Below are 26,110 nucleotides of genomic sequence, written 5' to 3'. Positions count from 1 at the left end.
GTGCGAGTCAACCGTTCACGACCCGCGGGACGGCCGGGGCGCGAGGCGGTGGGACGGTGCCCGTTTCAACCCCCAGTGTCCACCGTTCATCCCAACGAGGAGCGGAGCGACCGCCCCCCAGCACCCCGACCCATACCTGGAGTCACCCTCCCCTCTCCCTCCGGGAGAGGGACGGGGTGAGGGTAGATGCCCACTCAACCACGGGCCGAGCGGGTCCGAGCACGATTCCCGGAGCCCGAACCCGAGCGCCCGGACTTCGCCGTGGAGGTCCGCTTGCTGGACACGGGGGGCTTCCGGGAGGAAGAGGACGACTTCCTGGAAGAGGAGGACTTCGAGGACTTCTTCTTCGATGCCTTCACGGGAGCCTTCTTCCGAGGCTCCTCCTTCTTCTCCTCCAGGGGAGCGAGGATGGTGCCACGACACCTGGGCGAGCCGCAGCGGCACATGTAGAGCCGCTCCTCCTCCTCGCCCATGTCCTCGGTGCGATCGTAGGCGTAGTCGTAGCAGAGCTCCTCGCCCACGGCGATGTCGCGCCGGGCGTAGATGTAGATCCGGTCCCCCTCGAGGAAGGCCTGGCAGTTGGGGTCGCACGAGTGGTTGATGAAGCGTGCGTCGTTGCCCTCATGGGCGGCGTCGATGACCGTGTCCTCGTCCACGTTGAAGAGGAAGGTGTGGTGGCGCGACATGGCGGTGTCGTCGTAGCGCTCGTCCGCCTGGGCCTGGGAGATGCGCTGGCCGACGTACTCGATGATGCGCGCGCCCTTGCGAATGGGCCGCGTGGCGAAGGCCCCCTGGCCCTGGATGGACGAGGTCCGCAGCTCGAAGGGCTGGGGCGTGAGGGTGGGCATCTTGCGGGAAGTGGGCTTCTTGGTGGTGGGAGCTGGCATCGTGAAGGAAGTAGAGACGCGCCGATTCAGGCGCGGTAGGGTGCCTCAGTCGGACCTCTGAGGAAAGAAAGGCGCTCGACGATGCGGCTGTGGCTCATTCTCGGCGCGGCAAGCGCATTCCTGTCTGTGGCGGCGGGAGCATTCGGTGCGCACGCGCTTCGGGCGAGACTCGCCCCGGACCTCCTGACCATCTTCGAAACCGGCGCGCGTTACCACATGTATCACTCGCTGGGTTTGATCGCGATTGGACTGCTGTCGCAGCTGCGCCCCAGCCCACTGCTGAACGGTGCGGGCTGGGCGATGCTCGCCGGCATCCTCCTCTTCTCGGGAAGCCTGTATGCGCTGGCGCTCTCCGGCGTGCGGGCCCTGGGCGCCATCACCCCGCTGGGCGGAGTGGGCTTCCTCGTGGGCTGGCTGCTGTTCGCCCTATCCGCCTGGCGACAGACGAGCTGAACCGGGTCGGCCCGGGCGCCGGCCTCACGGCAAGTCCCCGCTCCCCCGCTCCCCTGCTGCTCCGGCAACCCGTACCCGGGTGCATCTCCCGCACGGCATCCCCACCCTCCCCTGGAACGAACCTGGCGAGGAGCGAGCCGTCATGAAGACGATCAAGGACGTGATGACGCGCGGCGTGGAGGTCATCGGCCCCGACGCCACCTTGAAGCAGGCCGCGGAGAAGATGCAGCGACTCAACGTCGGCCCCCTCCCCGTGTGCGAGGGCGACAAGCTGGTGGGCCTGGTGACGGACCGGGACATCGTGGTGCGCGGCATCGCCATGGGACACGACCCCGACACCTCGCGGGTGTCCTCGGTGATGAGCGAGGACGTCGAGTGCATCCACCCCGACGCCAGCCTGGACGAGGCGGCGGAGTTGATGGAGGACAGGCAGATCCGCCGGTTGCTGGTGGTGGACGACGACAAGAGCCTGATCGGCATCGTGTCCTTGGGGGACCTGTCGCAGGAGGCGAGCGACACCACCACGGCGCGAGCGCTGGAGCAGATCTCCGAACCTTCGCGGCCCCTGCACTGAACAGAAGCCCGAGACGCGCGTCTCACGAATCAGGTTTTCTTCCGGTGTCTCTCCTCGTCAGGTAGGGTCCCGCTGATGGACGAGACGCCCCAACCCAGGCTCGGCACACGACTTCGGATGGCCCGGATGCGCCTGGAGCTCACGCAGGAGCAGGTGGCCAAGCAGGTGGGGTTCGTTCCCACCGTATACGGGCGCATCGAGCGCGGGGACATGGTGCCCAGCGTCCCCAAGCTGCGGGAGCTGTGCCTCGCCCTGGGCGTTTCGGCCGACGTGCTCCTCTCCCTCGCCACCGAAGGAGGCGATTCCCCGGGAGGGTCACCCGCGAACGCACCCGCGGAGTCCGCGGACCTCCGGCGCCTCGACATGCTCGTCCGAGACCTGTCTCCCGACAGGCTCCGGCTGTTCCGCGTGGCGCTCCAGACGATCGCCGCCTCCGACGAGGAATGAAGCCCCGGGGAGGAGTTGGTGCGCCCCAACCCTCGCGGGAACCCCACCTCCGACACCGGTCGGAGGAAGGTGTCGACCAGAAGGCAATTCCCTGTCATTTCTCACGCCGCGATGTCGTTCAGCCAACAATTGTTGGCTCGATTGGCTGCCTGGACGTCAGTCAGCCGACAGCACTGCAGGGGATAGCTCTGGGTAGACGTATCGAGAGGCAGTAAAGAAGCGCGGTGCCTGATCCAGCGGCTCGCGCGCCCTCCGCATCGACCCTCATGCCCTCGTCCTCAGCGCTCCCACGCGTCGATGTGCTGGCGGTTGACGATACTCCCGCCAACCTCCGTTCCCTGGAGGTGCTGATGGAGGATCTGGGCGCCAACGTGGTCGCTGCGTCCTCCGGTGACGAGGCCCTGCGCCTGCTGCTGGAGCGGGACTTCGCCCTCATCCTCCTGGACGTGCAGATGCCCGGGATGGATGGCTACGAGACCGCGAGCCTCATCCGCATGCGCGAGCGCACGCGGCACATCCCCATCATCTTCATCACCGCCTTCAACCGCAGCGAGGTGAACGTCTCGCGCGGCTACGAGCTGGGCGCGGTGGACTACCTCTTCAAGCCCATCGTCCCGGAGGTCCTCCGGACGAAGGTGGGCGTCTTCCTGGATCTGCATCGCAAGAAGGAGGAGGTCCGCCGGCAGGCGGAGCTGCTGCGGCAGGCGGAGACCCGTGAACACGAGCGGCAGCTGACCGAGGCCCGCGCGCACTACGAGCGCTCCCTGATGCAGCAGGAGATGGAGCGCGAGCGCAAGGTGTCCGAGGCGCTCGAGCAGCGCGCCCAGGAGCTCGCGCGGCTGGTGCAGGAGAAGGAGCAGGCCCAGTCCGCGCTGCACGAGAGCAACGCGCGGCTGCGGCTGTTGGCGGATACCGCCAGCCGGCTGTTGAAGGGCACCGATGGGCGCCCCCTCCTGGACAGCGTCCATCAGCACATCTCCGAGCACCTGGGACTGGAGGTCTGCCTGGGCTACCTCGCGCGGGAGCTCAACGGCACGCTGGAGCTCACGGCCCACTCGGGCATCTCGCCCACCATGCGCCAGCGGCTGGAGCGCCTGGAGCCGGGACAGGGTGTCGCGGGCAGGGTGGCCGCCGAGCAGAAGCGGTGGGTGCTCGACGCGGGCGCCGCCGCCAACGGGCCCATGCCGGATGCCGCGCCGGAGCTGGGACTGGCCGCGCTCGCGTGCTACCCGCTGATCAGCCAGGGACGCGTGCTGGGCACGCTCGCCTTCGGCACCCGCACCCTGCGCACCTTCACCGAAGACGAGCTGTCCCTCATGCAGGGCGTGTGCGATCAGGTGGCCGTGGCGATGGAGCGCGAGCGGCTCATCGGCGCGCTGCGCGAGGCGGATCGCCGCAAGGACGAGTTCCTCGCCATGCTGGCCCACGAGCTGCGCAACCCCCTGGCCCCCGTGCGCTCCGCGCTGGAGGTCTTCCGGATGCGCATGAAGCAGGACGACGTCCTGCAGCGCACCATCGCCAGCGCGGACCGCCAGGTGGCGCACATGACGCGGCTGGTGGATGACCTGCTGGACGTCAGCCGCATCACCCGCGGGAAGGTGGAGCTCAAGCCCATTCCCGTGACGCTGACGGACCTGATGGAGGGGGCCGTCCAGGCTTGCGAGCCCATCATCAGCCAGCGTCACCACGAGCTGACCGTCTCGCTGCCCTCCGAGACGGTGATGCTCAACGTGGACCCCACCCGCATGTCGCAGGTGGTGGCCAACCTGCTGCACAACGCGGCCAAGTACACGCCCTCGGGTGGCCGCATCCACCTGAACGCCGAGCGCCAGGGCGACGAGCTGGTCCTCAGCGTGCGCGACAACGGCATCGGCCTGCGGCCGGACATGCTCCACCGCGTCTTCGAGCTCTTCGTGCAGGTGGACCCGGGCAGCGACCGGGCACAGGGCGGGCTCGGCCTGGGCCTCACCCTGGTGCGCAGCCTGGTGGAAATGCACGGCGGCCAGGTGTCCGCCCGCAGCGAGGGCCTCTCCAAGGGCAGCGAATTCATCGTCCGCCTGCCCCTGCCCCCCCAGCCCGCCGCGGCGCTCGCCATCCCCCACATGGTGAAGGCCGCCGCCGCCACCGCCCACAAGCTGCAACCGCTCCACATCCTCCTCGTGGAGGACAACCCGGACATCCGCGAGACGCTGAGAGATCTGCTGGAGCTCCACGGCCACCGCGTGGAGGAGGCCAGCGACGGGCGCTCGGCGGTGGAGTTGGTGCTCTCCCAGCGTCCACAGGTGGCGCTGGTGGACATCGGGCTTCCGGAGCTGGACGGCTACAAGGTGGCGGAGCTGGTCCGCGCCTCCGCCGGCGGCTCCGACACCCGGCTCGTGGCCCTCACCGGCTACGGGCACCCCGAGGATCGCAAACGCGCGCTCGAGGCCGGCTTCGATGCCCACCTCGTCAAGCCGGTGTCCTCGGATGACTTGTCACAAGTCTTGAAGAAACTCTGTACGGCTGCCTAGCCGCCCTCCCCTTCAGACGGGACGCTGCCCTCCCGGCGACCCATCTCCCCTGAGCCAGCAGCACAGGAGTCGATCCACACCATGGCAACGCAGCCCGACAAGGCGCAGTCCGACAACGCGCTCGACCCCAAACTCCTCCTCAAGACGCTCCAGTCCGTCCGCAAGGGTGACTTCAGCGTGCGGATGCCCGAGGACCGGACCGGAACCACGGGGAAGATCTACGACACGCTCAACGAGATCATCACCCTCAACGAGGCGATGACGCACGAGTTCGAGCGCATCAGCCAGGTGGTGGGCCGCGAGGGCCGTATCTCCCAGCGCATCTCGGTCAACAGCGCCGCGGGTGGCTGGCAGGCGTCCGTGGAAGCGGTGAACTCGCTCATCACCGACCTGGTCCAGCCCACCACCGAGGTGGCTCGCGTCATCGGCGCGGTGGCCAAGGGTGACCTCACCCAGACCATGGCGCTCGAGTTCGAGGGCCGCGCCCTCAAGGGCGAGTTCCTCCGCACCGCTCAGGTGGTCAACAGCACCGTCACCCAGCTCGCCTCGTTCGCCAGCGAGGTGACCCGCGTGGCCCGCGAAGTGGGTACCGAAGGTAAGCTGGGCGGCCAGGCCGTGCTGCGTGGCGTGTCCGGCACCTGGAAGGAGCTCACCGACAGCGTGAACCTGATGGCGAGCAAGCTCACCGACCAGGTGCGCGACATCGCCAAGGTGACCACCGCCGTGGCCAACGGTGATCTGACCAAGAAGATCACCGTGGACGCGAAGGGCGAAATCCTCGAGCTCAAGAACACCATCAACACGATGGTCGATCAGCTCTCGTCCTTCGCTTCCGAAGTGACCCGCGTGGCCCGCGAAGTGGGTACCGAAGGAAAGCTCGGTGGTCAGGCCGTGGTGCAGGGCGTGTCCGGCACCTGGAAGGACCTCACCGACAACGTGAACAGCATGGCCAGCGGCCTCACCGCCCAGGTGCGCAACATCGCCGAGGTGACCACCGCCGTGGCCCGCGGTGACCTGTCCAAGAAGATCACCGTGGACGTGAGGGGTGAGATCCTCGCCCTGAAGAACACCATCAACACGATGGTGGACCAGCTCTCCTCGTTCGCCTCGGAGGTGACCCGCGTCGCCAAGGAAGTGGGCACCGAGGGCAAGCTGGGTGGCCAGGCCCAGGTGGAGGGTGTCGCCGGTACGTGGAAGGACCTCACCGACAACGTGAACAGCATGGCCGGCTCGCTCACCACGCAGGTGCGCGACATCGCCAAGGTGACCACCGCCGTCGCCAATGGTGACCTGTCCAAGAAGGTCACCGTGGATGTGAAGGGCGAGATCCTCGAGCTGAAGAACACCATCAACACGATGGTGGATCAGCTCTCCTCCTTCGCTTCCGAAGTGACCCGCGTTGCCCGTGAAGTGGGTACGGAAGGAAAGCTGGGCGGCCAGGCCATCGTGCGTGGCGTCGCCGGCACCTGGAAGGACCTCACCGACAACGTGAACTCGATGGCCAGCGGCCTCACCGCCCAGGTGCGTGATATCGCCAAGGTGGCGACCGCCGTGGCCAACGGAGACCTCGGGCAGAAGGTCACCGTGGATGTGAAGGGTGAGATCCTCGAGCTGAAGAACACCATCAACAAGATGGTGGACAACCTGAACACCTTCTCCGGCGAGGTGACCCGCGTCGCCCGCGAGGTGGGTACCGAGGGCAAGCTGGGGGGACAGGCCAAGGTCGAGGGCGTGTCCGGCACCTGGAAGGACCTCACCGACAGCGTGAACTCGATGGCCGGTTCGCTCACCACCCAGGTGCGCGACATCGCGGACGTCACCACGGCGGTGGCCCGCGGCGACCTCTCCAAGAAGGTCACCGTGGACGTGAAGGGTGAGATCCTCGAGCTGAAGAACACCATCAACAAGATGGTCGACAACCTCAACACCTTCTCGGGCGAGGTGACGCGCGTCGCTCGCGAGGTGGGTACGGAGGGCAAGCTCGGCGGTCAGGCCAAGGTGGAAGGCGTCAGCGGCACGTGGAAGGACCTCACGGACAACGTGAACTCCATGGCCAGCGGCCTCACCGATCAGGTGCGCAACATCGCCGAGGTGACCACCGCCGTGGCCCGCGGCGACCTGTCCAAGAAGATCACCGTCGATGCCAAGGGTGAGATCCTCGAGCTGAAGAACACCATCAACACGATGGTGGATCAGCTCTCGTCCTTCGCCTCCGAAGTGACCCGCGTCGCTCGCGAGGTGGGTACGGAGGGCAAGCTGGGGGGTCAGGCCATCGTGCAGGGCGTGTCCGGCACCTGGAAGGACCTCACCGACAACGTGAACAGCATGGCCAGCGGCCTCACCGCCCAGGTGCGTAACATCGCCGAGGTGACGACCGCCGTGGCCCGCGGCGACCTGTCCAAGAAGATCACCGTCGATGCCAAGGGCGAGATCCTCGCCCTGAAGAACACCATCAACACGATGGTGGACCAGCTCTCCTCGTTCGCCTCGGAGGTGACCCGCGTCGCCAAGGAAGTGGGCACCGAGGGCAAGCTGGGTGGCCAGGCCCAGGTGGAGGGTGTCGCCGGTACGTGGAAGGACCTCACCGACAACGTGAACAGCATGGCCGGCTCGCTCACCACGCAGGTGCGCGACATCGCCAAGGTGACCACCGCCGTCGCCAACGGTGACCTGTCCAAGAAGGTCACGGTGGACGTGAAGGGCGAGATCCTCGAGCTGAAGAACACCATCAACACGATGGTGGATCAGCTCTCGTCCTTCGCTTCCGAAGTGACCCGCGTGGCGCGCGAGGTGGGCACCGAAGGAAAGCTGGGCGGCCAGGCCGTGGTGCGCGGCGTCGCCGGTACGTGGAAGGACCTCACCGACAGCGTGAACAGCATGGCCGGTGGCCTCACCGCCCAGGTGCGTGACATCGCCAAGGTGACGACCGCCGTCGCCAACGGCGACCTGAGCAAGAAGGTCACCGTCGACGTAAAGGGCGAGATCCTCGAGCTCAAGAACACCATCAACACGATGGTGGACCAGCTCTCCTCGTTCGCCTCCGAAGTGACCCGCGTCGCCAAGGAGGTGGGTACGGAAGGAAAGCTCGGGGGTCAGGCCCAGGTGAAGGGTGTCAGCGGCACCTGGAAGGACCTCACCGACAACGTGAACAGCATGGCCGGTGGCCTCACCGACCAGGTGCGCAACATCGCCGAGGTGACCACCGCCGTTGCTCGCGGTGACCTGTCCAAGAAGATCACCGTGGACGTGAAGGGTGAGATCCTGGAGCTCAAGAACACCATCAACACGATGGTGGACCAGCTCTCCTCGTTCGCCTCCGAAGTGACCCGCGTCGCCAAGGAAGTGGGTACGGAAGGAAAGCTCGGTGGTCAGGCCCAGGTGAAGGGCGTCAGCGGCACCTGGAAGGACCTCACCGACAACGTGAACAGCATGGCCGGCAACCTCACCGCCCAGGTGCGTGACATCGCCAAGGTGACGGCGGCCGTGGCCAACGGAGACCTGAGCAAGAAGGTCACCGTCGACGTGAAGGGCGAGCTGGCCGAGCTCAAGGGCACCATCAACACGATGGTGGATCAGCTCTCGTCCTTCGCCTCGGAAGTGACGCGCGTCGCTCGCGAGGTGGGTACCGAAGGAAAGCTGGGTGGCCAGGCCCAGGTGCAGGGCGTCGCCGGCATCTGGAAGGACCTCACCGACAACGTGAACAGCATGGCCAGCAACCTCACCGCCCAGGTGCGCGGCATCGCCACGGTCGTGACCGCGGTCGCCGCCGGTGACCTGAAGCGCAAGCTGGCCCTCGCCGCCAAGGGTGAGATCGCCGCCCTGGCCGACACCATCAACGGGATGATCGACACGCTGGCCACCTTCGCCGATCAGGTGACCACGGTGGCCCGCGAGGTGGGTATCGAAGGAAAGCTGGGCGGCCAGGCCAAGGTGCCCGGCGCGGCCGGCACGTGGCGCGACCTCACGGACAACGTGAACTCGATGGCCGGTTCGCTCACCACCCAGGTGCGCTCCATCGCGGAAGTCGCCACCGCCGTTGCCAAGGGCGACCTGACCCGCAGCATCTCGGTCGAGGCCCAGGGAGAGATGGCCGCCCTGAAGGACAACATCAACCAGATGATCGCCAACCTGCGTGACACCACGCAGAAGAACACCGAGCAGGACTGGCTGAAGACCAACCTCGCGCGCTTCACCCGCCTGCTGCAGGGTCAGCGCGAGCTGGAGACGGTCTCCAAGCTCATCCTCAAGGAGCTGGCGCCCCTGGTCCAGGCGCAGCACGGCGTCTTCTACCTCATGGACGGTACCGACAAGCAGCAGACGCTGCGGCTGCTGTCCACCTACGCCTACCGGGAGCGCAAGAGCCTCGCCAACTCCTTCAAGCTGGGCGAGGGCCTGGTGGGTCAGTGCGCCGTGGAGAAGGAGCGCATCCTCCTCACGGACGTGCCGGACGACTACATCCGCATCAACAGCGGGCTGGGTGAGGCCAAGCCGCTCAACATCGTGGTGCTGCCCGTCATCTTCGAGGGCCAGGTGAAGGCCGTCGTCGAGCTGGCCAGCTTCTACCGGTTCAGCGAGACACATCTCTCCTTCCTCGACCAGCTCACCGAGTCCATCGGCATCGTGCTCAACACGATCGCCGCCGGCATGCGCACGGAGGAGCTGCTCAAGCAGTCGCAGAGCCTCGCCGACGAGCTGCGCAGCCAGCAGCAGGAGCTCACCGAGACCAACCGCCGCCTGGAGCAGCAGGCCAAGAGCCTCCAGGCCTCCGAGGAGCGCCTCAAGCAGCAGCAGGAGGAGCTGCAGCAGACCAACGAGGAGCTCGAGGAGCGCAGCCGCCTCCTGCAGGTGCAGAACATGGAGGTCGAGCGCAAGAACCGCGAGATCGAACAGGCCAAGCTGGCCCTCGAGGAGCGCGCCCAGCAGCTCGCCCTGTCCTCCAAGTACAAGAGCGAGTTCCTGGCCAACATGAGCCACGAGCTGCGCACGCCGCTCAACAGCCTGCTCATCCTCTCCAAGCTGCTGGCGGAGAACTCCGAGGGCAACCTCAGCGGCCGTCAGGTGGAGTTCGCTCAAACCATCCACGGCGCGGGCAGCGATCTGCTCTCCCTCATCAACGACATCCTGGATCTGTCGAAGATCGAGTCCGGAATGATGAGCGTGGATGTGGACGAGGTGTCGCTCAACAGCCTGAAGGACTTCGTGGAGCGCACCTTCCGCCAGATGGCGTTGGACAAGAAGCTGGGCTTCAAGCTGGAGTTCGCCCAGGCGCTGCCCTCACACATCCTCACCGACGGGCGCCGGCTGCAGCAGGTGCTCAAGAACCTGTTGGCCAACGCCTTCAAGTTCACCGAGGAAGGCCACGTCATCCTCGACGTGCGCCCGGCCCGCGGCGGATGGAGCAACGATCACTCCATCCTCAACCAGGGGGGCTCGGTGCTCGCCTTCTCCGTCATCGACACGGGCATTGGCATCGCGGAGAACAAGCAGAAGATCATCTTCGAGGCCTTCCAGCAGGCGGATGGCACCACCAGCCGCAAGTACGGCGGTACCGGTCTGGGTCTGTCCATCAGCCGGGAGATCGCCAAGCTGCTGGGTGGCGAAATCAAGGTGATCAGCGCCCCGGGCAAGGGCAGCACCTTCACCCTCTACGTGCCGCAGACGTACGTGCCGCCGCCCAGCCAGCTGCGCCCGCCGCTGCCCAACGGCAATGGCAACGGCAATGGCGCCAGCGCCAACCGGGTGGCGTCCGAGGAGCGGCTCAACGCCCTGCGCGCGGAGGTGGAAGCCGTGGTGCAGGACGCGGAGCTGGCCCGCGAGGAGGAGGTCGAGGACGACCGGCGCACCATCCAGCCGGGGGACCGGACGCTGCTCATCATCGAGGATGACATCGTCTTCGCCCGCATCATCCTCGGCCTGGCGCGCGAGAAGGGCTTCAAGGGACTGGTGGCGCTGCGCGGCGACACGGGTCTGGCCATGGCGCGCCAGTACCGGCCGGATGCCATCACCCTGGACATCGGGCTGCCCGTCATCGACGGGTGGAACCTGCTGGATCGCCTCAAGCACGACAGCCGCACCCGCCACATCCCGGTGCACATCATCTCCGCCAGCGAGGAGGAGCGCAGCCGCGGCCTGAGGTTGGGCGCCCTGGCGGTGCTGCAGAAGCCGGCCAGCCGCGAGGTCCTGGGCGAGGCCCTGTCGCGGGTGAAGGGCTTCATCGAGCGGCCGGTGAAGAACCTGCTGGTGGTGGAGGACGATCAGCGTCAGCGCGAGAGCATCGTCAGCCTCATCGGCAACGGCGACGTGAAGACGACTCCGGTGGGCAGCGGACAGGAAGCCCTGGAGGCCATGAAGGAGAAGTACTTCGACTGCGTGGTGCTGGACCTGGGCCTGCCGGACATGACGGGCCTGCAGCTCATCGAGCAGATGAAGGCGATGGGTCACACCCCGCCCATCATCGTCTACACCGGCAAGGAGCTGACCGAGGAGGAGGAGACGGTCCTCAAGCGCGTCACCGACGCCATCATCATCAAGAGCGTCAAGTCGCCCGAGCAGCTGCTGGACGAGACGGCGCTCTTCCTGCACCGCGTGGAGGCCAACCTCCCCGAGAACAAGCGGGCGATGATCAAGCAGGTGCACCAGAACGATCCGGTGCTGGCCGGCAAGAAGGTCCTGGTGGTGGACGACGACGTGCGCAACATCTTCGCCCTCACCAGCGTGCTGGAGAAGCACAAGATGCAGGTGCTCTACGCGGAGAACGGCCGCAAGGGCATCGACATCATCCGCGGCACGCCGGACCTCAACGTGGTCCTCATGGACGTGATGATGCCGGAGATGGACGGCTACGAGACCATGCGCGCCATCCGCCAGGTCAACGAGCTGAAGACGCTCCCCATCATCGCGCTCACCGCCAAGGCGATGAAGGGCGACCGCGAGAAGTGCATCGACGCGGGCGCCAGCGACTACATCACCAAGCCGGTGGAGACGGATCAGCTGCTCAGCCTCCTGCGCGTGTGGCTGTTCCGCACCTCGGATCGCAACAACGGGTAACGCACCATGGGCGAAGCGCTGGCACGGGCGGTGGTGGAGGGCGAGGATGCCCTGGAGGACATCGAGCTGGAGCTCCTCCTCGAGGGCATCATGCGGCGCTACGGAATGGACTTCCGTGGCTATGCCCGCGCATCGCTGAGGCGGCGTGTGTGGAACATGGTGCATGCCCAGAAGCTGGGGAACATCTCCGAGCTTCAGGCGAAGGTGCTGCACGAGCCCGCCAGGATGGGGGAGTTGCTGCAGCACCTGTCGGTGAACACCACCACCATGTTCCGCGACCCGAGCTTCTTCGTGGCGTTTCGCGAGAAGGTGGTGCCCCACCTCTTCTCGGCGCCCTTCGTGCGCATCTGGCACGCGGGGTGTTCCACGGGCGAGGAGGTGTACTCCCTGGCCATCCTCCTCATGGAGGCGGGGCTGTACGAGCGCAGCCGCATCTACGCCACGGACATGAACGCGAGCGTGGTGGAGCGGGCCAAGTCCGGCATCTTCCCGCTGGAGCACATGCGCGAGTACACCGCCAACTACCTGCGGGCCGGCGGCGCGGCGGCCTTCAGCGACTACTACACGGCCAACTACGACCACGCCATCTTCAAGGCCCCGCTGCGCAAGAACATCGTCTTCGCGCAGCACAACCTGGTGAGCGACGGCACGTTCAACGAGTTCAACGTGATTCTGTGCCGCAACGTGCTCATCTACTTCGGCACGCAGTTGCAGGAGCGGGTGCACCGGCTGCTGCACCAGTCCCTGCGGCGCTTCGGCGTGCTCGCGATGGGCCGCGGCGAGACGCTTCGCCACACGGTGCTCGAGAACGACTACGACGAGCTGGACGGCCAGGAGCGCCTCTACCGGCGCCGCGCCTGAGCTCCCTCCCCTCTCCCGGAGGGAGAGGGAGCGCCCTACTCCACCGCGGCCGGCAGGCGGTACAGCTCGTAGATGTCGCCGTGGTGCCTCAGGCCCATCGCCTCGCGCTGGACGATGAGGTACCAGCGTTGCTTCTCCGCATCCGCTCGCAGCTCCCGGTGTCGCTCCACCAGTCGCGCCCTCATCGGGCCGCTCGTGCCCGGCAGGGCCTTCTCCGTCTCCGTCAGCTCGACGAGCAGCGACTCCAACCGGGAGGCCACTCGCCGCAGCGCGGAGGCCTTCTCCGATTGGATCTCCACTTCGATGGCCAGCGTGCTTTCCGGGTTCTTGGCGCGCAAGGACATGGTGATGACCTAACGCCCACCGCCCTGGGCGGCAATCGCCACCCGCACCTCAGTGGGCAGCTGGAGGCCGAGGCTCGACGCCCTGCTCGGTGGGAAGATCCTGGGCTACCTTCCGGCGCACCAGACGTTTGGTGGCGATCTCCTCCTCCTCGCTCCGCTGGCGCCGGCGTACCAGCCCCTGCGACTCGTCCACGAACCAGAAGATGACCCGGTAGAAGGCCGCGATGACGGTGAGGAGGATGGAGGAGAAGAACCAGCTCAGCACGCTCCCCACCACACCTCCCACCACCACGCGGATGGGATAGGTGCCCGTGAGCGGCACCAGGATGAAGGCCATGTAGTGGGAGAGGCAGTAGGGACAGGAGACGAGGTAGCCGAAGAACGTCTCCTTGCCTCCCAGCTTCTCGCGCAGGGGTGCGAAGAGGCGCTCCTTCGCGATGGTCTGCGAAAGGCCCATCACCACGGCCGCCACGGCGAAGAGCTGGAACAGGTCCGTCATGACACCCAAGGTGGTGACGCACCGGGGCAAGCGCGTGGTCCCGGAGTTCAATTGACCGGGGGCCGGGCACCCAAGGGGGCAAGCCCCCGTCAGCGTGCCCGTCGCTCCGGGCGCTCCTGCCGCTCACGGGCCTCGGCCTGCTTGCGGCGCGAGGCCTCCGCGGGCGTCTCTGGAGGCACCAGCGCGTTCGGCCCGCGACCGATGAGGTCCTCCCGGCCCGCCAGCGTCAGCGCCTCGCGCGCCAGCGGCCAGTGCTCGGGGTTCCAGTAGAGCAACAGTGCCTTCTGCAGCCGCTTCTCCCGGAGTCCCTTCGCCGTGTAGACGGGCTCCATCTTCAGCGGATCGATCCCCGTGTAGTACATGGCCGTGGCCACGGCCATCGGCGTGGGGATGAAGTCCTGTACCTGGCGCGGGCGCTTGCCATTCTTCTTCAGCCACAGCGCCAGCTCCACCATGTCCTCGAGCGTCGAGCCCGGGTGCCCGCTGATGAAGTAGGGGATGTCGTACTGCTCCTTGCCCGCCTCCTCGCTGGCACAGGCGAACATGTGCTGGAAGCGCTCGAAGCTCTCGATGCCGGGCTTCTTCATCTTCTCCAGCACCCGGGGCGACACGTGCTCGGGAGCCACCGAGAGCTGGCCTCCCACGTGGTGCGCGGCGAGCTCCTTCACGTACTCGGGCGAGCGCTCGGCCAGGTCGTACCGCACGCCGCTGGCGATGAAGACGTGCTTGACGCCCTCCTCCTCGCGCACCTGCCGCATCACGTCGATGAGCGGCCCATGGTCCGTCTGCAGGTTCTCGCAGACGCCCGGGTGCACACACGACAGCTTGCGGCAGCGCTTCTCGATGTCCTCGCTCTTGCACTTGAGCTTGTACATGTTGGCCGTGGGGCCACCCAGGTCCGTGATGGTGCCGCGGAAGTCCCCCATGCGCCGCAGGGCCCGCACCTCGCGCAGCACGCTCTCCGCGCTACGGCTCTGGATGACGCGGCCCTCGTGCTCGGTGATGGAGCAGAAGGTGCACCCGCCGAAGCAGCCCCGCATCAACACGATGGAGTGCTTCACCGTCTCGTAGGCGGGGATGCGCTCCTTGTACATGGGGTGCGGGACACGATTGAAGGTCAGGTCGTACAGCTCGTCCATGGCCACCGACGCGCTCTCGCCCTTCCCCGCTCCGTCCTCCAACGGCCGCGCCGGGGAGTTGAAGTAGACGGCGCGGTTGCCGTGCCGCTGCGCCAGGGGCCGCCCGTTGCCGGGGTTGGTCTCCATCTGGAAGTCGCGCGACATGCGGGCGAAGGCCGTCTTGTCCTCCACCACCTCCTCGTACGAGGGCAGCACCACCACCTTCTGGTCCGCGGCCCTCTTCGCCGGATCCGCCTCGTGGGCCTTCATGTCCGCGTCGTTGATGATGTACGCGGTGCCGCGCACGTCGCGGATGTCCTCGATGTGCTCACCCCGGCGCAGGCGATCGGCCACCTCCCAGATGGGGCGCTCGCCCATGCCGAAGACGAGCAGGTCCGCCTTGGCGTCCATGAGGATGGAGCGGCGCACCTTGTCGCTCCAGTAGTCGTAGTGGGCGATGCGCCGCAGCGAGGCCTCGATGCCGCCGAGGACGATGGGCACGTCCGGGTACGCCTCGCGGCAGCGCTGGGCGTAGACGATGGTGGCGCGATCCGGCCGGCAGTTGGTGCGGCCCCCCGGGCTGTACTGGTCCTCCGAGCGGTTCTTCTTCTGCGCGGTGAGCCGGTTGAGCATCGAATCGAGGTTGCCGGCGGCCACCCCGAAGAAGAGCCTCGGCTTGCCCAGGGCCTTGAAGGGCTCGGCCGAGTGCCAGTCAGGCTGGGGGATGATGCCCACCTTGAACCCACGGCCCTCGAGGAAGCGGGCGATGAGGACCGGGCCGAACGCGGGATGGTCCACGTACGCGTCCCCGGAGACGATGATGATGTCGAGCTGCTCCCAACCCCTGGCCTGCATGTCGGCGCGGGTGACGGGAAGGAAGGGATGCGGATAGCGGGTCTGCGTGGCCATGTGGGACGTCCTATCCCTCCCCTAACCGCTCAGGATGGCGGGATGCAAATGCCCGCTGCCCGAAAAAGCATCCGACCTCCAGGCAGCCTCCTCCCCCGAGGCCGGGTCCGGCGAGCACCCACCACGTCAGCCCGGGAGCGACTGCCTACAGGGCAAGGCGGCCCTGGCCGGAAGCACGAAGGTGCCCCACACCCGGACCCTCACGCGTCCGTACCTGCTCACGACCATCGCGTACGGTCGGAAGAGCATCCCCTGCCCCGCTTCGAGGGCCCGTCCAGGTAGGCATGGGAGAGGGAGACGCTCCACGGCCCGGGCTCGCTGCCATGTGGCCGCCAGGAGGGCGAGTAACAGGAGCGTGAAGCCCAGGGTACGTTTCACCGGCATGGCCGCCGCTGATAACACAGTTGCTCCAGCCTCCGCCCGGAGTGGTAGAGGCTCCCCATGACGACCCCGCCCAACACGATCGTCTTCGACCTCGACGGCACGCTGGTGGACTCGCTGCCGGACATCATCGCCAGCTTCCAGCACGGCCTCGCGAGCATGGGGCTGCCGGTGCCAGAGGACTCGGAGGTGCGGCCCCTCATCGGACAGCCCCTCGAGGACATGTACGCGCACTTCGCGCCCGCGCACGCGGCGGCCCTGTGCCTCGTCTACCGCGAGCACTACGCGCGCAACTTCGTCCGCCGCTCGCGCCCGTACCCCGGCGTCATCGAACTGCTGCGCACACTGCGGGAGCGCGGCTACAAGCTCGCCATCGCCACCACCAAGCGCACCGACATGGCGAGGCGCTTCATCGAGGCGCTCGGGATGACGCCCGCCGTGGACTACGTGCAGGGCACCGATGGCTTCCCGCACAAGCCCGCGCCGGATGTCATCCACCGGGCCCTGGCCGCCCTGAGCGCCAAGGGCCTGTGGATGGTGGGCGATACCACCGCGGACATCCTCGCCGGGCGGGCCGCGGGGTTGCGCACCTACGGTGTCACCTGGGGCAACCATGACGCCCGGATGCTCGCCACCGCCACCCCGGACGAGCTCCAGCCGGATCTGACGCGTCTGCTGGCGCACCTGCCACCGCTGCCCCAGGCCTGACGACCGCTGTATCATCCGTGAATCTTCAACCCGGAGGATGTCCTATGGCTGGCAAGAAGCTGCTGATGCTCGTGGGTGATTACGTCGAGGATTACGAGGTCATGGTGCCGTTCCAGGCCCTTCAGGCCGTGGGCCACACGGTCCACGCCGTCTGCCCGGACAAGAAGGCTGGCGACACGGTGCGCACCGCCGTACACGACTTCGACGGAGCGCAGACGTACAGTGAGAAACCGGGCCACAACTTCGCCGTCAACGCCACCTTCTCCGAGATCGAGGCGTCTCACTACGACGGGCTCGTGATTCCGGGCGGCCGGGCGCCGGAGTACCTGCGCCTCAACCCGAAGGTCCTCCAGGTGGTGCGCCACTTCGCCGAGGCGAACAAGCCCATCGCCGCCGTGTGCCACGGCCTGCAGGTGCTCGCGGCCGCGGGCGTGCTCGAGGGCAAGCGCTGCACGGCCTACCCCGCGTGCGGCCCCGAGGTGACGCTCGCCAAGGGCACCTACGTGCAGGTGCCGGTGGATGACGCGGTGGTGGACGGCAACCTCGTCACCGCCCCCGCCTGGCCCGCGCACCCGAAGTGGATCGCCGGCTTCCTCCAGGTGCTGGGCACCCGCATCCAGCACTGAGGCCCCCGCCTCCACCCGGCGGTCCCAGTGCCGCCGGGTGAAGCGGTGCTCGACGTCACGGCCCGCACGGCCTCACGCCGGCCCGGCCGCCGATGCGTCGCCCTCGTGCGCGTGCGCCTTCTGCTCCCGGTACTCGGAGATGTGCTCGTAGACGCTCTCCGGGAACTGGAGATCCTTGTAGACGTTGCAGGCGTCCGGATCCTCCGGGTTGGGGCAGATGGGGAACTCCTGCTGCGCCTGGAACTGGAGCACCTTCTCGCGCCGGGGAGGGCTGTAGTCGCGCCCCTTCACCTGCTCGATGAGCGCGAGCGCCTGCCGCTCGTCACAGGCCGGATCCTGCTGGAGCGTCTCCCGCAGCTCCGCGTCGTCCATGAAGTGCCGCGCCACCATCGCGAAGACGAGCCGGCCGAAGTGGCCGATGTCCTGGCCCGCGTCGAGCGAGTCCAGCAGGTGCGCCATCATCCCGTTCTTCCGGAGCGCCTCCCGTCCGCTGCTGCTCCGGCTCTGCTTGCGTGTACGTGCCATTGATGAAGTCCTCTCGTGGAATCGTCCGGAACGCGCCCGACTGAAAGCACGTTCAGCCCTTCACTCGAAGGTAGGCACCTCGTGGAGCGGGGCCAGGGGTCCACATTGTCCGTCCGTCCAGCAACCACCCGGGCACGGGGATGACAAGAGGCTTGGGCGTGCACCGCCGTCCACCTAGTCTCGCGCTCCCTCGTCCCCCCAGGAGTCAATCAACCCATGGACTTCGAGCTTCGCAACCGCCGTGCCCTCGTCACCGGCTCCACGTTCGGCATCGGCTTCGCCATCGCGCGCGGCCTGGCCGCCGAGGGCGCCCACGTCATCGTCAATGGCCGTAAGACGGAGTCGGTCGACAACGCCGTCGCCCGCCTCCGGAAGGAGTTTCCCAACGCCCAGGTGGAAGGCGTGGTGGCCGATGCCGGCACCGCCGAGGGCGCCCAGGCGGTGTTCGCCCGCCTCCCCTCGGTGGACATCCTCGTGAACAACCTCGGCATCTTCGAGCCCAAGCCGTTCTTCGAGATTCCGGACTCCGACTGGATGCGCTTCTTCGAGACCAACGTCCTGAGTGGCGTGCGCTTCTCCCGTCACTACGCGCCCGGCATGCGCGAGCGCGCCTGGGGCCGCATCCTCTTCATCTCCAGCGAGTCCGCCCTCAACATCCCGAAGGAGATGATCCACTACGGGATGACGAAGACGGCGCAGCTCAGCGTGTCGCGCGGGCTGGCCATCGAGCTGGCTGGCACCGGAGTGACCGTGAACTCCGTGTTGCCCGGGCCCACCAAGACGGAGGGCGTGCAGGACTTCCTCCAGAACATCGCCCAGGGCAGCGGCCGGACGGTCCAGCAGGTGGAGACCGACTTCTTCAAGCACGAGCGCCCCACCTCGCTCCTGCGCCGCTTCGCCTCGCCCGAGGAGGTGGCCAACCTGGCCGTCTACCTCTGCAGCCCGCGCGCCGCGGCCACCACTGGTGCGGCGCTCCGCGTCGACGGCGGCACCGCCAACTACATCGTGTGAAGCGGAGCCACCATGTCCCTGCTCTCCAACCTGACCGAATCCCTGAGCCACCTCGCCTCCTCCGAGACCCTGCGCCGCGCGTGGAGCCTGCTGCGCCACGCTCCCGGTGGTGGCGTCCTGATGGGGCAGCTCCTCGGCAACTTCGCGCCCTATACCGGCACCATCCGCCCGGAGGTCCTCTCCCTCGAGGAGGGCTACACCCGGGTGCGGATGCGCGACCGGCGCGCCGTGCGCAACCACCTGCGCTCCGTGCACGCCATCGCGTTGATGAACCTGGGCGAGGTGGCCACCGGTGTGGCGATGATGTCCTCCCTGCCCGAGGGCCTGCGGGGCATCATCACCCACCTGGAGATGGACTACCTGAAGAAGGCCCGCGGCCCCATCACCGCCGAATGCCGTGCGCCCGCCGCCGTACCCAATGAGCGGCGCGAGTACGACGTCCAGGCGGACCTCACCGACGAGTCCGGCCAGCTGGTGGCCCGGGCCCGTGCGCGTTGGCTGATCGGCCCCGCCACGCACTGACCCGGGACTGCTCCGACGCGGGGTCAGTTCCCCGCGTCCACTCCGGCGTCCGTGGGCAGCGTGCCACCATCGGACAGCACGCCGCCGTCACCCTCCACGGGCTCGTAGTCGTAGCAGTGGAACTCGTCGGTGCCACCATCCGGGGCGGGCTCCTCGCAGGGGGGCATGCCGTAACAGGCCATCAGCGTGATGGCCGCCACGCTCGCGCTGGCCACGCAGAACAAGCCCTTCAGCATCGCGCTCCCACGCGGCGCCGACTCACCCATCGGCGCGCCGCAATGCACGCAGTCGGTGCTCGCGGGAGGGACGAAACCACGACACTTCTGACAGGAGGACAGAGAGGACATCGGGACACCTCTTTCCACGGGCCACCCTCATGGTGGCCGGGTGGCCGGGCCCTGAGCGAAGTGCATGCCACGCCGAACGTCTCGGAATGACTGGCTTTTCCCGTCTCCTCGCTATGACACGCCTGTCAGGGGGAGGGGGTTGCGCCCGCTTCTTGCTCCATCCGAACGTATGTCCATGCCGCGCCGACTCGACGTCACCCGTCCCGACTACCACCCCGCCTACGTGGTCTGGGAATTGACCCTCCGGTGTGATCAGCCCTGCACCCACTGTGGCTCTCGCGCGGGCACGAACCGCCCCGACGAGCTCACCACCGAAGAGGCACTGGACGTGGTCCGGCAGCTCCGCGAGATGCGCGCCCGCGAGGTGGTGCTCATCGGCGGCGAGGCCTACCTGCACCCGGGCTTCCTCGACATCATCCGCGCCTTGAAGGAGGCGGGCATCCGCCCGGGGATGACCACCGGCGGTCGCGGCATCACCGAGCCACTCGCCCGGCAGATGGCGGAGGCCGGGCTGTACGCGGCCTCCGTCAGCATCGATGGCCTGGAGCCGACGCACGACCTGATGCGCGCCGCCCCGGGCAGCTTCGCCTCCGCCTCGGCGACGCTGCGCTTCCTGGGAGCGGCCGGCATCCGCGTGGCCGCCAACACCAACCTCAACCGGCTCAACCAGGCGGACCTGGAGCCGCTCTACGAGCACCTGAAGGGCTCGGGCATCCGCGCCTGGCAACTGCAGATCACCGCCCCACTCGGGCGCGCGGCCGACCGCCCGGCCATGCTGCTCCAGCCGTGGGATCTGATCGATCTGCTCCCGCGCATCGCGGCCCTGAAGACCCGCGCCTTCGAGGACGGCATCACCCTCATGCCCGGCAACAACCTGGGGTACTTCGGGCCCGAGGAGGGCCTGCTGCGCTCACCCCGCCCCGACGCCGGGGACCACTGGCGCGGCTGCATGGCTGGCCGGTACGTGATGGGGATCGAATCCAACGGAGCCGTAAAGGGCTGCCCCTCGCTGCAGACGGCGCACTACGTGGGCGGCAACCTGCGCCAGCAGCCGCTGCGTGACATCTGGGAGGGCTCGAAGGAGCTCGCCTTCACGCGCGCGCGCACCCAGGAAGACCTCTGGGGCTTCTGCCGCACCTGCCCCTTCGCGGCGACGTGCCTAGCCGGGTGCAGCTTCACCGCGCACTCGCTGTTCGGCCGGCCGGGTAACAATCCCTATTGCCATTACCGCGCACGGACACTGGCGAAGCAGGGCCTGCGCGAACGATTGGCCCCCAAGGCGCCCGCACCCGGTCGGCCCTTCGACAATGGTCTCTTCGATATCATTGTCGAGCCACTCGACGCCCCCGACCCGCGCCCGCCCACGCCCCGGGAGTTGGTGAGGAAACGAAAGTGGGCCGAAGCGGATACGCCTTCGCCCGCATCCCAGGCATGATGGCGGCTCGCACGGTCGGCCCCGGAGGTTCCCATGACGTCCCCCGTGTTTGGTTTCGCCGATCTGCACTGCCACATGATGGCGCACCTGGGCTTCGGCGGACACCTGCTCGCCGGGTTTCCGGATGGTGACATCGAGAGGGCGCTCGCCCGCTGCGACGTCTTCCCCCATGGAGCATGGGGCCTCGGCAATTTCGGGCGGGGCTGGTCCATGGTGCAGCTCTTCATCGAGGGCGGTCTGGGCCACGGCCCCTGTGGCCATGGCACCTATGCCAACTGGCCCACCTTCGCGACGCTCGCCCACCAACAGGTCTTCGTGGATTGGCTGAAGCGGGCGCACGACGGAGGGCTGCGGCTGAGCTGCAGCGTGGCCGTCAACAACGAACTGCTGGCGGAGCAGTTCGGCCACCCCGACAAGGACGAGAGCTCCATCGAGAAGCAGATGCGCGAGCTGCGCCGCTTCACCGAGCGGCACTCGGACTGGATGGGCCTGGCCCTGAGCGCCTCGCAGGCCCGCCAGCTCATCGCGTCCGGCAAGCTCGCCGTGGTGGCCGGCGTGGAGGTGGATTCCCTGGATAGCATCCTGGGGGACCGCTCGGCGCTCAACCGCCAGCCACTCTCCCTGGAGCAGCTGCCCCGCATCCTCCGATGGCTCCGGGACCTGGGCTTCCGGATGATGACGCCGCTGCACCTGGCCAACAACAGCTTCGGTGGCGCCGCCGTCTACGACGACAAGTTCAACCTGCTGAACCACTTCCTGCGCGGGCGCTACTTCGACGTGCGGGGAGACCCCAGCGTGGGATTCCGGCTCGGGCAGGACCTGGACACCCAGAACAAGGCGGCCATCGTCTTCTACGAGCTGATGAAGCGGGCCCACTACCCGAAGGGCTACGCGCTCAATGCCCCGGGCCAGGGCCACGTCAACCAGCTCGGGCTCACGCCCACGGGCGAGGCCTTCCTGCGCGCGGCCATGCACCAGGGCTTCATCCTCGACGTGGAGCACATGTCCGAGCGCTGCACCGACGAGGTCCTCTCCCTGGCGGAGCAGACGAACTACCCCGTGCTCGCCTCGCACTGCGCCTTCCGCGAGCAGGGCCTGTCCGTCCAGGAGACGAGCCGCAAGGCCAAGCGCGCCAGCGAGTACATGAAGACGCGTGCTCAGGCGCGGCGCATCCTCGCGTTGGGCGGGTTGCTGGCCCCCATCACCCACCAGCACGAGCTGAAGGACTTCCCTGGCAGTACGGTGGAGAACGACTGCGCGGGCTCGTCCAAGACGTGGGCCCAGTCCTACCAGTACGCCCTCTCCGTGCTGCGCGAGGTGGGCCGCGGCGGCGTGGCCATGGGCACCGACTTCAATGGCCTCAACCAACAGCCGGGGCCTCGTTATGGGGAAAACGCCGCCTTCGGGTTGCGGGACGACGCACTGCGCATCAAACGGCGGCCCGTCCAGCAGATGCTGCAGCGCAACAAGCCTCCCCTGCCCTACTCGGGCACCATGTACCGCACGGACGTGCCCTTCGTGAAATCACGCGCCAACACGCGCGAGTTCGACTTCAACACCGATGGGTTGGCCCACATCGGCCTGCTACCGGACTTCATCCGCGACCTCGTCCACGTGGGCCTGACCGACGCACAGCTCGACCCGCTCTTCTCCTCGGCCGAGGCCTTCCTCCAGATGTGGGAGGCCTGCGAGTCCCGAGGCGCGGCCCTCACCGCGGGCGAGTTGATGGACGCGGCGATCCCCAGGTTCCCCCTCACCCCCCGCGACGGTTGAACCTCGCGCGGGTGTTCGCCTCTCCCTGGGAACCGGGAGCCGCGCTCGTCCAGGACGTCTGGGGCGCGGCCTCTTCCACGCCATGCTCACGCGCTCCGGTGTTCGCCTGCCCCTGCGCGCCGGGAGCCGCGCTCCGTCTACCCGTTTGGAATCCGGTGTCCTTCTCGGTGTCCTTCAGCGTGCCCATGGCGTCCCTCCCGTGTCTGGTTTGAACATCCCAGGTCCTCTTTGTGAGAACCCCTGGAAGCACGCCTCTGTTTCCATCCACGCTCCCCGCGGAAGACGCCGAGGGCTCGATGCCTCGCAAGCACTCCGGGAATAGAGAAGACCGCCAGGTGTCCTGGAAGGAGACCCATGACGACATCCCGAAGGCAGTTCCTCCAGTACTCCCTGGCCGCGACCGCGTTGGCGGCGTGTGGCCCGAGCCTGCGCGCCATTTCCGGAGAGGGCCGCGCCACCTCCAAGAAGAAGATCCTCGTCCTCGGCGGGACGGGATTCCTCGGCCCGGCCTTCGTCAACGCGGCCCAGGCACGCGGGCACACGCTGACGCTCTTCAACCGAGGCAGGACGCGGCCGGAGCTCTTTCCGGACGTGGAGAAGCTGCACGGAGACCGGGACCCGAACAAGGACGAGGGCCTGAAGGCACTCGAGGGCCGCTCGTTCGACGCCGTCATCGACACCTCGGGCTACTTCCCGCGCATGGTCCGCGCCTCCGCGGAGCTGCTGGCCCCCAACGTCGGGCAGTACATCTTCATCTCCAGCGTCTCGGCCTACGCGAAGAACGACACGCCCCACGCGGACGAGAGCGCCGCGACCGCGACGCTCGCCGATCCCAACGTCGAGACGATGGGCAAGAACTTCGAGAACTACGGCGGGCTGAAGCGCGCGTGTGAGGAGGCCGCGGAGAAGGCCCTGCCGGGCCGCGTCACCGTCGTCCGCCCCGGCTACATCGTCGGCCCCGAGGATCGCTCGGACCGCTTCACGTACTTCCCGCTGCGCTACGAGCAGGGCGGCGAGATGCTCGCCCCGGGCAGCCCCTCCGATCCCCTGCAGATCATCGACGTGCGAGACCTGGCCGAGTGGCTCGTGGTGCTGGTCGAGCGCAACACCACCGGCACCTTCAACGCCGTGGGGCCGGAGAAGCCCTGGACCATGGGCGAGCTGTTCGCGGCCTGCAAGGAGGTGACGGGCAAGGACACGAAGCTCATCTGGGTCCCCGGAGAGTTCCTCCTGAAGAACGGAGAGGACGGCGAGGGAGCCCTCCCCATCTGGGCACCGGCCTTCGGGGCCTATGCCGGCATGCACCTGCGCAGCAACACCAAGGCGGTGCGGGCCGGACTGCGGTTCCGCTCGCCGGTCGTCACCACCCGGGACACGCTCGCCTGGTTCAAGAGCCAGCCCGAGGAGCGCCGAGGCAAGCCACGCGCCGGGCTCCCCCCGGAACGAGAGGCGGAGCTGCTCTCGCTCTGGGCCCAGGCACAGGGCAGGTAGACACCCGCGAAGCCAGCGAGCGGGCAACCCTCGTACCGCCCTCCCGGAGCACGGCGATCCCAAGGAGCCCTCGTTGCCGCTCCGCGAGGGAGCCCCACCTTTGCGCGAGTCACCTCATGCTGGAGGCCAAGCGCATGGCGAACACCGATGTCGAGACGCTCAACTCCTTCCTCCGCGGGGAGATCTCCGCGGTGGAGACCTACCGTCAGGCCATCGATCACGTGTCGAATGACCGGATTCGCAGTCAGTTGGAGGACTGCCTCCACGATCACGAGCACCGGGTGGAGTCCATTCGCGAGCGCATCGAGAAGCTGGGCGGGACGCCCGCCGGGGGGTCCGGTCCATGGGGCGCCTTCGCGAAGCTGGTGCAGGGAGGCGCCGATCTCCTCGGGGAGAAGGCGGCCATCCAGGCGCTCGAGGAGGGCGAGGATCACGGCCTCGCGGACTACCAGCGCGATCTGGACAAGACACACGGCGAGGCCCGCCGCCTGGTCCGGATGGAGTTGCTGCCCGCGCAGAAGCGGACCCATGAGCGGCTGAGCCGTCTCAAGAAGACCCTGCACTGACGGAGGCGCGGTGTGGAAGGGAGTGCCCCCAGGCGCTCCCCGGCCAGGGCCCTGTACACTCCACCCGATGGAGAGTCCTCGGCCCAAGCTCTGCCCACGCTGTGGTGAGCCTCGCATCCTCGCGCCGGAATGCCCGAGGTGTGGCGTCCTCTACGCCAAGGCGGAGGCCCGTGCCGCGCAGCTCGCCACCAGGAGCGCGCCATCAGCCCCCGCCCTGGAGGAGGAGCCCCAGGCGCTCGCGGCCTTCCCCCTGAGCGAGCCCGAGCGCCCTCCCCACCTCCCTCCGGAGAGCTCCGCCTGGGGTGGGGAGCTCGAGGAGGCACGGCTGGAGCTGCGGCTGCGCCAGTTCGCCCTTCCCGTGGCGTTGGTCGTGGCCTGGCTGCTCGTGAAGAGCCCGCTATGGGGCCGCCTGCTCCGCATCTTCCTCTCCATGTGGATTCATGAGCTGGGCCACGCCGTCACCGCCTGGTTCTGCGGCTTCCCTTCCATTCCCGGACCGTGGGTCACCCGCACCGGGGAGGTGCGCTCCACCTTCGTCTTCCTGGTGCTGGCCGTCCTGCTCGGGGGGCTCGCCTTCCGCGGCTACCTCCTCCGAAGCCGGCTCCTGATGATCGCCGGCGCCACGGGGCTCGTCCTCCAGTTCGTGGGCACGGTGGTGCTCGCGCCCTCGAAGGCCCGGATGCTCATCACCTTCGGAGGAGATGGAGGCTGTCTGGTGCTCGGAAGCCTCCTGATGACGACCCTCTACGCGCCCAGGGATTCCGCCCTGCGCCGGGGTTGGCTCCACTGGGGATACCTGACCATCGGCGCCGCGGCCTTCATGGACGCCTTCGAGGAGTGGTGGGCCGCGCGAACCGACTTCGAACGGATCCCCTTCGGGGAGATGGAGGGCGTGGGGCTGAGCGACCCCTCCAAGCTCGTCGACGTGTACCACTGGGGCGAGCTGGAGCTCATCCACCGCTACAACGGGCTGGGGTTGGCCTGCCTGGCGGCGCTCGCCGTCGTCTATGGGGTGGGGCTGTACCGGGCCCGCGCCGAGCTGCGCGCGCTGGAGCAACCGCCCGGCGCCTGAGGGA

The 26,110-nt window shown here is 67.8% G+C and carries 22 protein-coding genes; 15 read left to right on the top strand and 7 right to left on the bottom strand.

All coding sequences use genetic code 11. The features are described from left to right. Positions 1-194: 194 nt before the first annotated feature. Positions 195-848: an SET domain-containing protein gene (locus JQX13_RS29955; protein ID WP_239013941.1), complete on the bottom strand. Its 654-nt coding sequence runs from the start codon at positions 846-848 to the stop codon at positions 195-197. A gap of 120 nt (positions 849-968) precedes the next feature. Here JQX13_RS29955 and JQX13_RS29950 point away from each other — a divergent pair, with 120 nt between their 5' ends. From JQX13_RS29950 to JQX13_RS29925, 6 genes are all read left to right on the top strand, one after another. After that, positions 969-1,340 (top strand): DUF423 domain-containing protein, encoded by a 372-nt coding sequence (locus JQX13_RS29950; protein ID WP_203402896.1) that lies wholly within the window; start codon positions 969-971, stop codon positions 1,338-1,340. Positions 1,341-1,482: 142 nt separating this feature from the next. Then, a complete protein-coding gene (locus JQX13_RS29945; RefSeq protein ID WP_203402895.1) occupies positions 1,483-1,914 on the top strand; it encodes a CBS domain-containing protein in 432 nt (143 codons plus the stop codon). A gap of 75 nt (positions 1,915-1,989) precedes the next feature. Further along, positions 1,990-2,361, top strand: coding sequence for a helix-turn-helix transcriptional regulator (locus JQX13_RS29940; protein WP_203402894.1), 372 nt, complete (start codon positions 1,990-1,992; stop codon positions 2,359-2,361). A gap of 350 nt (positions 2,362-2,711) precedes the next feature. Further along, a complete protein-coding gene (locus JQX13_RS29935; RefSeq protein WP_239013940.1) occupies positions 2,712-4,871 on the top strand; it encodes a response regulator in 2,160 nt (719 codons plus the stop codon). 81 nt (positions 4,872-4,952) lie between these two features. Further along, a complete protein-coding gene (locus JQX13_RS29930; protein ID WP_203402892.1) occupies positions 4,953-11,918 on the top strand; it encodes a HAMP domain-containing protein in 6,966 nt (2,321 codons plus the stop codon). Positions 11,919-11,924: 6 nt separating this feature from the next. Beyond that, positions 11,925-12,779: a CheR family methyltransferase gene (locus JQX13_RS29925; RefSeq protein ID WP_203402891.1), complete on the top strand. Its 855-nt coding sequence runs from the start codon at positions 11,925-11,927 to the stop codon at positions 12,777-12,779. A 35-nt stretch (positions 12,780-12,814) separates the two neighbouring features. Here JQX13_RS29925 and JQX13_RS29920 read toward each other — a convergent pair whose 3' ends face one another. From JQX13_RS29920 to JQX13_RS29910, 3 genes are all read right to left on the bottom strand, one after another. Beyond that, the gene (locus JQX13_RS29920; protein ID WP_203402890.1) at positions 12,815-13,123 is read right to left on the bottom strand and encodes a hypothetical protein; all 309 of its coding nucleotides are present in this window, start codon (positions 13,121-13,123) and stop codon (positions 12,815-12,817) included. 49 nt (positions 13,124-13,172) lie between these two features. After that, on the bottom strand, positions 13,173-13,622 hold the full coding sequence (locus tag JQX13_RS29915; RefSeq protein ID WP_239013939.1) for a hypothetical protein: 450 nt from the start codon (positions 13,620-13,622) through the stop codon (positions 13,173-13,175). A gap of 89 nt (positions 13,623-13,711) precedes the next feature. Then, positions 13,712-15,649 (bottom strand): YgiQ family radical SAM protein, encoded by a 1,938-nt coding sequence (locus JQX13_RS29910; protein ID WP_203402889.1) that lies wholly within the window; start codon positions 15,647-15,649, stop codon positions 13,712-13,714. 441 nt (positions 15,650-16,090) lie between these two features. Here JQX13_RS29910 and JQX13_RS29905 point away from each other — a divergent pair, with 441 nt between their 5' ends. After that, on the top strand, positions 16,091-16,738 hold the full coding sequence (locus tag JQX13_RS29905) for an HAD family hydrolase (protein WP_203402888.1): 648 nt from the start codon (positions 16,091-16,093) through the stop codon (positions 16,736-16,738). A gap of 44 nt (positions 16,739-16,782) precedes the next feature. Next, entirely contained in the window at positions 16,783-17,364 is a 582-nt protein-coding gene (locus JQX13_RS29900; RefSeq protein ID WP_203402887.1) for a DJ-1/PfpI family protein, read from the top strand. A gap of 72 nt (positions 17,365-17,436) precedes the next feature. Here the strand turns inward: JQX13_RS29900 and JQX13_RS29895 are convergent, their stop codons facing one another. Further along, positions 17,437-17,889 carry a hypothetical protein gene (locus JQX13_RS29895; RefSeq protein ID WP_203402886.1) on the bottom strand — a complete coding sequence of 151 codons (453 nt, stop codon included), beginning with the start codon at positions 17,887-17,889 and terminating at the stop codon, positions 17,437-17,439. 216 nt (positions 17,890-18,105) lie between these two features. Here JQX13_RS29895 and JQX13_RS29890 point away from each other — a divergent pair, with 216 nt between their 5' ends. After that, entirely contained in the window at positions 18,106-18,900 is a 795-nt protein-coding gene (locus JQX13_RS29890; RefSeq protein ID WP_203402885.1) for an SDR family NAD(P)-dependent oxidoreductase, read from the top strand. A 12-nt stretch (positions 18,901-18,912) separates the two neighbouring features. Then, complete coding sequence (locus JQX13_RS29885; RefSeq protein ID WP_203402884.1) at positions 18,913-19,422, top strand: hotdog fold domain-containing protein; 510 nt, start codon at positions 18,913-18,915, stop codon at positions 19,420-19,422. Between the two features lie 23 nt (positions 19,423-19,445). Here JQX13_RS29885 and JQX13_RS29880 read toward each other — a convergent pair whose 3' ends face one another. After that, complete coding sequence (locus tag JQX13_RS29880) at positions 19,446-19,658, bottom strand: hypothetical protein (RefSeq protein ID WP_203402883.1); 213 nt, start codon at positions 19,656-19,658, stop codon at positions 19,446-19,448. 286 nt (positions 19,659-19,944) lie between these two features. Here JQX13_RS29880 and JQX13_RS29875 point away from each other — a divergent pair, with 286 nt between their 5' ends. Next, complete coding sequence (locus JQX13_RS29875) at positions 19,945-21,204, top strand: radical SAM/SPASM domain-containing protein (RefSeq protein WP_239013938.1); 1,260 nt, start codon at positions 19,945-19,947, stop codon at positions 21,202-21,204. Positions 21,205-21,237: 33 nt separating this feature from the next. Beyond that, positions 21,238-22,977 carry a membrane dipeptidase gene (locus JQX13_RS29870; protein ID WP_203402881.1) on the top strand — a complete coding sequence of 580 codons (1,740 nt, stop codon included), beginning with the start codon at positions 21,238-21,240 and terminating at the stop codon, positions 22,975-22,977. Here the strand turns inward: JQX13_RS29870 and JQX13_RS29865 are convergent. After that, positions 22,958-23,164 (bottom strand): hypothetical protein, encoded by a 207-nt coding sequence (locus JQX13_RS29865; RefSeq protein ID WP_203402880.1) that lies wholly within the window; start codon positions 23,162-23,164, stop codon positions 22,958-22,960. The genes JQX13_RS29870 and JQX13_RS29865 overlap by 20 nt on opposite strands. Positions 23,165-23,331: 167 nt before the next feature. On the opposite strand from JQX13_RS29865, the gene JQX13_RS29860 reads away from it, so the two are divergent. The 3 genes from JQX13_RS29860 (at position 23,332) to JQX13_RS29850 (ending at position 26,106) form a co-directional block, all read left to right on the top strand. Further along, positions 23,332-24,468 (top strand): SDR family oxidoreductase, encoded by a 1,137-nt coding sequence (locus tag JQX13_RS29860; RefSeq protein ID WP_203402879.1) that lies wholly within the window; start codon positions 23,332-23,334, stop codon positions 24,466-24,468. Positions 24,469-24,602: 134 nt separating this feature from the next. After that, positions 24,603-25,034: a DUF2383 domain-containing protein gene (locus JQX13_RS29855; RefSeq protein WP_203402878.1), complete on the top strand. Its 432-nt coding sequence runs from the start codon at positions 24,603-24,605 to the stop codon at positions 25,032-25,034. Between the two features lie 67 nt (positions 25,035-25,101). Beyond that, complete coding sequence (locus tag JQX13_RS29850) at positions 25,102-26,106, top strand: hypothetical protein (protein WP_203402877.1); 1,005 nt, start codon at positions 25,102-25,104, stop codon at positions 26,104-26,106. Positions 26,107-26,110 lie beyond the last annotated feature (4 nt).

The sequence above is a fragment of the Archangium violaceum genome, from assembly GCF_016859125.1.
In the GTDB taxonomy this organism is placed as follows: domain Bacteria; phylum Myxococcota; class Myxococcia; order Myxococcales; family Myxococcaceae; genus Archangium; species Archangium violaceum_A.
Note: the sequence above shows the minus strand (reverse complement) of the source record. Positions and strands in the feature narration are given on the sequence as shown.

What these genes read in the sequence shown, in the direction of transcription:
- JQX13_RS29955 (WP_239013941.1), bottom strand. Translation starts at nt 848, where the DNA reads ATGCCCACCCTCACGCCCCAGCCCTTCGAGCTGCGGACCTCGTCCATC.
- JQX13_RS29950 (WP_203402896.1), top strand. Translation starts at nt 969, where the DNA reads ATGCGGCTGTGGCTCATTCTCGGCGCGGCAAGCGCATTCCTGTCTGTG.
- JQX13_RS29945 (WP_203402895.1), top strand. Translation starts at nt 1,483, where the DNA reads ATGAAGACGATCAAGGACGTGATGACGCGCGGCGTGGAGGTCATCGGC.
- JQX13_RS29940 (WP_203402894.1), top strand. Translation starts at nt 1,990, where the DNA reads ATGGACGAGACGCCCCAACCCAGGCTCGGCACACGACTTCGGATGGCC.
- JQX13_RS29935 (WP_239013940.1), top strand. Translation starts at nt 2,712, where the DNA reads ATGGAGGATCTGGGCGCCAACGTGGTCGCTGCGTCCTCCGGTGACGAG.
- JQX13_RS29930 (WP_203402892.1), top strand. Translation starts at nt 4,953, where the DNA reads ATGGCAACGCAGCCCGACAAGGCGCAGTCCGACAACGCGCTCGACCCC.
- JQX13_RS29925 (WP_203402891.1), top strand. Translation starts at nt 11,925, where the DNA reads ATGGGCGAAGCGCTGGCACGGGCGGTGGTGGAGGGCGAGGATGCCCTG.
- JQX13_RS29920 (WP_203402890.1), bottom strand. Translation starts at nt 13,123, where the DNA reads ATGTCCTTGCGCGCCAAGAACCCGGAAAGCACGCTGGCCATCGAAGTG.
- JQX13_RS29915 (WP_239013939.1), bottom strand. Translation starts at nt 13,622, where the DNA reads ATGACGGACCTGTTCCAGCTCTTCGCCGTGGCGGCCGTGGTGATGGGC.
- JQX13_RS29910 (WP_203402889.1), bottom strand. Translation starts at nt 15,649, where the DNA reads ATGGCCACGCAGACCCGCTATCCGCATCCCTTCCTTCCCGTCACCCGC.
- JQX13_RS29905 (WP_203402888.1), top strand. Translation starts at nt 16,091, where the DNA reads ATGACGACCCCGCCCAACACGATCGTCTTCGACCTCGACGGCACGCTG.
- JQX13_RS29900 (WP_203402887.1), top strand. Translation starts at nt 16,783, where the DNA reads ATGGCTGGCAAGAAGCTGCTGATGCTCGTGGGTGATTACGTCGAGGAT.
- JQX13_RS29895 (WP_203402886.1), bottom strand. Translation starts at nt 17,889, where the DNA reads ATGGCACGTACACGCAAGCAGAGCCGGAGCAGCAGCGGACGGGAGGCG.
- JQX13_RS29890 (WP_203402885.1), top strand. Translation starts at nt 18,106, where the DNA reads ATGGACTTCGAGCTTCGCAACCGCCGTGCCCTCGTCACCGGCTCCACG.
- JQX13_RS29885 (WP_203402884.1), top strand. Translation starts at nt 18,913, where the DNA reads ATGTCCCTGCTCTCCAACCTGACCGAATCCCTGAGCCACCTCGCCTCC.
- JQX13_RS29880 (WP_203402883.1), bottom strand. Translation starts at nt 19,658, where the DNA reads ATGCTGAAGGGCTTGTTCTGCGTGGCCAGCGCGAGCGTGGCGGCCATC.
- JQX13_RS29875 (WP_239013938.1), top strand. Translation starts at nt 19,945, where the DNA reads ATGCCGCGCCGACTCGACGTCACCCGTCCCGACTACCACCCCGCCTAC.
- JQX13_RS29870 (WP_203402881.1), top strand. Translation starts at nt 21,238, where the DNA reads ATGACGTCCCCCGTGTTTGGTTTCGCCGATCTGCACTGCCACATGATG.
- JQX13_RS29865 (WP_203402880.1), bottom strand. Translation starts at nt 23,164, where the DNA reads ATGGGCACGCTGAAGGACACCGAGAAGGACACCGGATTCCAAACGGGT.
- JQX13_RS29860 (WP_203402879.1), top strand. Translation starts at nt 23,332, where the DNA reads ATGACGACATCCCGAAGGCAGTTCCTCCAGTACTCCCTGGCCGCGACC.
- JQX13_RS29855 (WP_203402878.1), top strand. Translation starts at nt 24,603, where the DNA reads ATGGCGAACACCGATGTCGAGACGCTCAACTCCTTCCTCCGCGGGGAG.
- JQX13_RS29850 (WP_203402877.1), top strand. Translation starts at nt 25,102, where the DNA reads ATGGAGAGTCCTCGGCCCAAGCTCTGCCCACGCTGTGGTGAGCCTCGC.